Below are 5,510 nucleotides of genomic sequence, written 5' to 3' on the forward strand. Positions count from 1 at the left end.
GGACGGGCCGGCGGGGGCCGGTGGTGAGGAACGCCTGTGCGGCCAGGAGGACGGCTGCGGTCAGGCCCACTGCGAGCACCGTGGGGCGCAGCCAGGGGTACCAGTCGGGGGTGCGGCCGAGCAGGTGCCAGGACCACCAGGCGGTGACCGCCAGCGTGGCGGCCAGGACAAGCGTGGCGGCGAACCCACGCCACCGGGCCGCTGCGGCCGGGCCAGGTGCAGCCGAAGCGGCGCCGGCACGGGCCCGCCACAGCGCTGTGACGCCGATGCCGACCAGCGCGCCGACCGCCGGAGCCAGGGCGACCGTGTAGTAGGCGTGGAAGATCCCGGACATGAAGCTGAAGATCAGTCCGGTGACCAGCAGCCAGCCGCCCCAGAGCAGCAGACCGGCCCGGGTCCGGTCGGTACGCGGTGCCCGCCCGGCCAGCCACAGCCCGGCGACCAGCAGGATCAGCGCGGCCGGCAGCAGCCAGGAGATCTGCCCGCCGACCTCGGTGTCGCACATCCGCAGCAGCCCGGTCTGACCGGAGAACGGTCCACCGCCGCCGGGCCGTCCGCCGCCACCGCCGACGCTGCCCACCTCGTCGCCGGTGATCCGGCCCAGGCCGTTGTAGCCGAGCGTCAGCTCCAGGATGCTGTTGTTCTGCGAGCCGCCGACGTACGGGCGGGCGCTCGCCGGCACCAGTTCGACGATCGCCACCCACCAGCCGGCGGAGACGACCACGGCGAGCCCGGCCAGCAGGAGCTGGCGGATCCGCCGTCCCAGGCCGGTCGGCGCGGCCAGCAGGTAGACCACGGCGAAGACCGGGATCACCAGGAACGCCTGGAGCATCTTGGTGAGGAAGCCGAACCCGACGAGCACGCCGGTCAGCACGATCCACCGGGTGCTCGCCGTCTCGACCGCGCGCACCGTCGCGTACGCGGCGGCGACCAGCAGGAACACCAGCAGCGCGTCCGGATTGTTGAACCGGAACATCAGCGTCGCCACCGGGGTGAGCGCGAGCACCGTCCCGGCGAGCAGTCCGGCGGCCGGGCCGTACCAGCGGCGGACCGTCGCGTACAGCACGCCGACCGAGGCGACGCCGAGCAGCGCCTGCGGCACCAGGATCGACCAGCTGCTCAAGCCGAAGATCCGCACCGAGAGCGCCATCAGCCAGAGCGAGGCCGGGGTCTTGTCCACCGTGATCGAGTTGGCCGCGTCGGACGAGCCGTAGAAGAACGCGGTCCAGTTCTGCGACCCGGCCTGCACGGCGGCCGAGTAGAAGGCGTTGGCCCAGCCGGAGGCGCCCAGACCCCACAGGTAGAGCAACGCGGTGGCGGCCAGCAGGCCGAGCAGCGCCGGGCGGGCCCACCGGTCGGCGCGGGTCTCCTCCGGTACGGGCGCGGGGGCCGGCTCGGCGCCGGGTGGACCGGCCGTGGGCGGGGTCGGCAGGCTCTCGGTTCTGTCCATGCCGGCAAGCCTCGGAGCGTCCGCTGGCCCGCTGCCGTGAGTGACCTATGCGTCTGCTGTGGATCCGGGCAGCCAGACCGTGAACGCGGTGTGGCCGGGCCGGCTGACCACGTCGACCCGGCCGTGGTGGGCCTCCACCACGGCGGCGACGATGGCCAGGCCGAGGCCGGTGCTGCCCTGCGCGCGGGAGCGGGAGCTGTCGCCGCGAGCGAACCGCTCGAAGACCTCCGGCTGCAACTGTTCCGGGATGCCCGGTCCGTCGTCGGTGACGCGCAGCTCGACGCCGCCGGCGGCGGGCGCCAGCCGGACCGTGACGGTGGTGCCGGCCGGGGTGTGCACCCGCGCGTTGGCGAGCAGGTTCGCCAGCACCTGGTGCAGCCGGTGGGCGTCGCCGGTGACGGTGAGCGGCTCGTCGGGCAGGTCGAGCTGCCAGCGGTGGTCGGGGCCGGCGACGTGGGCGTCGCTCACCGCGTTCACCGCCGTGGCGGTCAGGTCGACCGGTTCGGCGGCGAGCGGGCGGCCGGAGTCCAGCCGGGCCAGCAGCAGCAGGTCGTCGACGAGGCTCGTCATCCGGGTGCTCTCCGACTCGACGCGGCGTAGCGCGTGCGCCACGTCGGGCGGGACCTCCTGTCGGCCCCGGCGGGCCACCTCGGCGTACCCCCGGATGGCCGCGAGGGGGGTGCGCAGCTCGTGGCTGGCGTCGGCGACGAACTGGCGTACCCGGGTCTCGCTGGCCTGCCGGGCGGAGAGCGCGGCGGCGACGTGGCCGAGCATCCGGTTGAGCGCGCCGCCGACCTGCCCGACCTCGGTGCGGGGGTCGGTGTCGGCGGCCGGGACCCGCACCGACAGGGCGACCTCACCGCGATCGAGCGGCAGTTCGGTGACCCGGGCGGCGGTGGCGGCGACCCGGTTGAGCGGGCGCAGCGTGACCCGCACGATGAGCAGACCGAGGGCGCCGGCGATGACCAGGCCGGCGCCGATCACCCCGGCCTGCGCGACGATCATCCACATGACGGTGTCGTCCACCTGGGCCAGCGGGATCGCGAGGACCAGCACGTCGCCGTCGCCGCGCGGCGAGGGCAGCGCGACCGCGCGGTAGTCCCCCCGGTCCCCGACGACGACGGTGCGCGGGCGGTCGCCGACGGGTACGCGGGCCAGCGCGGTCAGGTCGGCGGCGGGCACCTCCTCGCTGCCGCCGCTCTCGGACCGGACCCGGCCGACGGGTTCGGCGGCGCCGGGCACCCGGACCGCGATGGAGCCTGGCGGGAAGCCGCCCGGGGGGTCCGGCGCGACCTCGTCGGAGTTCGGCGGGGTGGGCCGCTGGTCCGGGCGCGGCGGGTCGATGCCGCGCCGGGCCCAGCGTTCGAAGTCGGCGGGCCGCCGGTCGCCGAAGGTGAGCTGGTTGTCGATCTGGTTGATCAGGAAGTGCCGCAGCGCGACTGTGGTCAGGCCGCCGATGCCGAGGCTGACCAGCGCGAGCAGCGCCACCACGGAGAGCACGAGCCGGCGGCGCAGCGACCAGCCGGCCAGGCGGCGGCGCAGCCGGCCGCGGGCGTCACTCGGCGGGCTTGAGGACATAACCCGCCCCGCGCAGCGTGTGGATCATGGGCGCGCGGCCCGCGTCGATCTTCTTGCGCAGGTACGAGATGTACAGCTCGACCACGTTGGCCTGGCCGCCGAAGTCGTAGTTCCAGACCCGGTCGAGGATCTGCGCCTTGCTGAGCACGCGGCGCGGGTTGCGCATCAGGTAGCGCAGCAGCTCGAACTCGGTGGCGGTGAGCGTGATCAGGTCGTCGCCTCGGCGTACCTCGTGGCTGTCCTCGTCGAGGGTGAGGTCGCCGACGGTGAGCACCGCCTCCTGGCGGGCGGCGACCGCGAAGCCGGAGCGGCGCAGCAGCGCACGCAGCCGGGCGATGACCTCCTCCAGGCTGAACGGTTTGGTGACGTAGTCGTCGCCGCCGACGGTGAGCCCGGCGACGCGCTCCTCCACGGCGTCGCGGGCGGTCAGGAACAGCACCGGCACGCTCGGCGACTCCTCGCGCAGGCGACGCAGCACCTGGAAGCCGTCCAGGTCGGGCAGCATCACGTCGAGCACCACGGCGTCCGGGCGGAACTGGCGGGCGGTGCTGATCGCCGCCATCCCGTTGCCGGCGGTCGCGACCTGCCAGCCCTCGTACCGCAGGGCCATGGCGAGCAGATCGGTGAGCGTCGGCTCGTCGTCGACCACGAGCACCCGCACCGGCTCGCCGTCCGGTCGGTGCAGCTCGATGCGGCCCTGCGCGGCCTGCCCGTTCATGACCATGCCCCCATCGTGGGCGGACCCGCTGTCGCCGGGCTGTCCCGATCCTGTGTACCAGCTGTGCGCGCCGGCCGACTTCGAATCCGGGCAGGTCCGGCCGGGTCTTCCACACCCGGGCTACCCGGTGGTAACTTCCCGGCATGTCCATCGACGGTCGTTTTTCCGGCCGGTTGGCCGGCAAGGTGGTGCTGGTGACCGGCGCGGCCCGGGGCATCGGCGAGCACACCGCCCGCCTCGCCGCCGCACGCGGCGCTCGGTTGTCACTGGTCGGGCTGGAACCCGACCGGCTCGCCGCGCTCGCCGCCGAGCTGGGTCCCGGGCACGCCTGGTTCGCCGCCGACGTCACCGACCAGCAGGCGCTGGCCGAGGCGGTCGACGGTACCGTGGCGGCGCTGGGCGGGATCGACGCGGTGGTCGCGAACGCCGGGGTGGCCAACCGCGGCACGATCGCCGTCGGCGACGTCGAGGCGCTGGTGCGTACGGTCGAGGTCAACCTGATCGGGGTGATGCGCACCGCCGCCGCGACCGTGCCGGCGCTCGTCGACCGGGGCGGCTACCTGCTGATCGTGTCCTCGGCCGCGGCGTTCGCCGCGCTGCCCGGCATGGCCGCCTACTGCGCCTCCAAGGCAGGCGTCGAGCAGTTCGGCAACGCGATCCGCCTGGAGCTGGCGCACCGGGGCGTGGCGGTGGGCACCGCCCATCCGTCGTGGGTGGACACCGACCTGGTCCGCGAGGCGCGCGCCGACCTGCCGGCCTTCGAAACGGCGCTGACGAAGCTGCCGTGGCCGCTGCGGCGTACCACGACGGTGGCCGAGTGCGCCGAGGCGTTCGTCCGGGCGATCGAGCGGCGCAGCCGCCGGGTGTACGTGCCACGCGCCGTCGCCGGCGTGCAGGCCGTACGGTCGGTGCTGGTCAGTCCGCTGGCCGACCGGCTGGTGGGCCGCACCGCCCGGGCCACCGTGCCGCTGATCGAGGAACAGGCCCGCGCGTTGGGGCGGGGCTTCGGCCCCAGCACGCCGCAGGGACGGCCGTGACCGCGCCGGTGGAGGTCGTCTACGAGCGGCGCGGCGCCGGGCCCACGCTGGTGCTGCTGCACGGCATCGGTCACCACGGCGGCGCCTGGCGGCCGGTGCTGGACCGGCTCGCGCAGGCGCACGACGTGATAGCCGTCGACCTGCCGGGCTTCGGCCGCTCCCCGGTGCCCGCCACCGGGCTGCCCGCCGACATGCCCGGCCTGACCGCGGCCATGGTCGAGCTGTTCGCCGCGTTCGGGCTGGATCGCCCGCACGTCGCGGGCAACAGCCTCGGCGGGGCGATCGCGCTGGAACTCGCCGCGCTCGGCGCGGTCTCCTCGGCCACCGCGCTGTCCCCGGCCGGGTTCTGCACCGCCCGCGAGCTGCGCTGGGCGCTGACCGTGCTCGCCCTGCACCGCAACGCGGCCCGGCTGCCCGAGCCGGTGCTGCGCCGCCTGTTCGCCGCGCCCGCGCTGCGGATGCTGGCGATGGGCATGATCCTGGCCCGGCCCAACCGGATGACCCTCGACGACGCGGTCGCCGACGCCCGCGCGCTGCGCCAGGCGCGGGCGTTCCGCGCCGTCGCGCGCGCCGGCCGGGGGTACGCCTACGCGGGCGCGCCGACGGTGCCGGTCACCGTGGCGTGGGGCACCCGGGACCGGATCCTGCCCTACCGGCAGGCGGCGCTGGCGCGTACCCGGCTGCCCGCCGCGCGGCACCTGGACCTGCCCGGCAGCGGCCACGTGCC

5 protein-coding genes are annotated in these 5,510 nt (G+C 75.3%); 2 read left to right on the forward strand and 3 right to left on the reverse strand.

From position 1 onward, the window contains the following. The 3 genes from KBX39_RS21505 to KBX39_RS21515 all read right to left on the reverse strand — a co-directional run. Positions 1–1,450 (reverse strand): glycosyltransferase family 39 protein (locus KBX39_RS21505; protein WP_210872182.1); only part of this gene is annotated, 1,450 nt, incomplete at its 3' end. A 45-nt stretch (positions 1,451–1,495) separates the two neighbouring features. Next, positions 1,496–3,028 carry a cell wall metabolism sensor histidine kinase WalK gene (locus KBX39_RS21510; protein WP_210872185.1) on the reverse strand — a complete coding sequence of 511 codons (1,533 nt, stop codon included), beginning with the start codon at positions 3,026–3,028 and terminating at the stop codon, positions 1,496–1,498. Further along, on the reverse strand, positions 3,006–3,746 hold the full coding sequence (locus KBX39_RS21515) for a response regulator transcription factor (protein ID WP_104112809.1): 741 nt from the start codon (positions 3,744–3,746) through the stop codon (positions 3,006–3,008). The genes KBX39_RS21510 and KBX39_RS21515 overlap by 23 nt, the downstream gene beginning before the upstream one ends. Positions 3,747–3,889: 143 nt before the next feature. On the opposite strand from KBX39_RS21515, the gene KBX39_RS21520 reads away from it, so the two are divergent. Together KBX39_RS21520 and KBX39_RS21525 are read left to right on the forward strand one after the other, a co-directional pair. Continuing rightward, positions 3,890–4,783 (forward strand): SDR family oxidoreductase, encoded by an 894-nt coding sequence (locus KBX39_RS21520; protein ID WP_064446160.1) that lies wholly within the window; start codon positions 3,890–3,892, stop codon positions 4,781–4,783. Beyond that, a partial coding sequence (locus KBX39_RS21525; RefSeq protein WP_210872187.1) for an alpha/beta fold hydrolase occupies positions 4,780–5,510 on the forward strand: 731 nt, incomplete at its 3' end. The genes KBX39_RS21520 and KBX39_RS21525, both read left to right, overlap by 4 nt.

Source organism: Micromonospora sp. D75 (assembly GCF_018070405.1).
GTDB classification, from domain to species: domain Bacteria; phylum Actinomycetota; class Actinomycetes; order Mycobacteriales; family Micromonosporaceae; genus Micromonospora; species Micromonospora chalcea.